We start from the raw sequence: 1,049 nt of genomic DNA on the forward strand, positions 1-1,049 counted from the left end.
TCAAGTCAAACAAGAACGACCAGAACGATGCGGAAGCCATCTGCGAAGCGGTCGGCCGTCCGTCCATGCGCTTTGTGCCACCGAAATCAACCGATCAGCTGGCGGTACAGGCTGTCCACCGCATTCGCCGACGCCTGGTCGCCGACCGGGTCAGGCTCGTCAACCAGATTCGCGGTCTTCTGTCCGAGCATGGCATTGTCATTGCCCGTGACATCGCGCAGCTGCGGCGCGGCCTCGCTGTCATCGTAGGGAACATCAATGACGGCCTCAGCGAGATGCTCCGAGCGCTCATGAGGGAATTGCAAGAGGAGTTGTCCGCGCTTGATACCCGCATTGCAGCCTATGACCGACGGATAAGGGAAATCTACCGTACGAATGAGCAGTGCCAGCGGCTCGGCAAAATCGAAGGCGTCGGACCTGTGACGGCAACAGCCTTGATCGCCGCCGTGGGCGATAGAAGCTGTTTCAAGAACGGCCGCCAGTTCGCGGCTTGGCTTGGCCTGGTGCCGAAGCAGCGATCCAGTGGAGGGCGGGCCCGCTTGTTCGGCATCAGCAAACGCGGCGATCGATACCTGCGGACGCTGATGATTCACGGAGCTCGCGCCGCTTTAAGCCGGGCCGCTGGCAAGCAGGATCCGCGAAGCCTCTGGCTCGGCAAAATCCGGCAACGGCGCCATCCCAATGTCGCGGCCGTGGCTCTTGCCAACAAGAATGCGCGGATCGTGTGGGCTATGCTCACAGGCGACGCAGCTTATGAGCCGGCGCTGTCGGTGAAGGCGGCCTGAAGCGAAGCGGCAATCAAGGAAAGGAGGTCTCACCCGGCAATTGCAACAAATGGCAGGAGATGGCGAAACGGTCACCCCGTCGCTTCCCGAACCTGATGTGTGGACCGGCACGGCTTACGCCGATGTCTCGGGGCCGTTGAGGTGGAAGCGGGCGAAAACCATCGAGGCTCGCGGCGGAGACGTTGTCCAGCCGCATCAAGAAGCCGGATATACGTCTGCAGTTGTGACCGTCGATCCTGATCAAGCCGGCCGTTGCAATCGGGC

General features: G+C 61.6%; 2 protein-coding genes. Both read left to right on the plus strand.

The window, feature by feature from the left end; genetic code table 11:
• Positions 1 to 785, plus strand: a 785-nt coding sequence (locus AC5ZFO_RS48040; RefSeq protein WP_496124271.1) for an IS110 family RNA-guided transposase, incomplete at its 5' end; no start/stop codon positions are given.
• A 40-nt stretch (positions 786 to 825) separates the two neighbouring features.
• A partial coding sequence (locus AC5ZFO_RS48045; RefSeq protein ID WP_496124272.1) for a hypothetical protein occupies positions 826 to 1,049 on the plus strand: 224 nt, incomplete at its 3' end.

It is taken from the genome of Bradyrhizobium sp. Unk1, assembly GCF_059512345.1.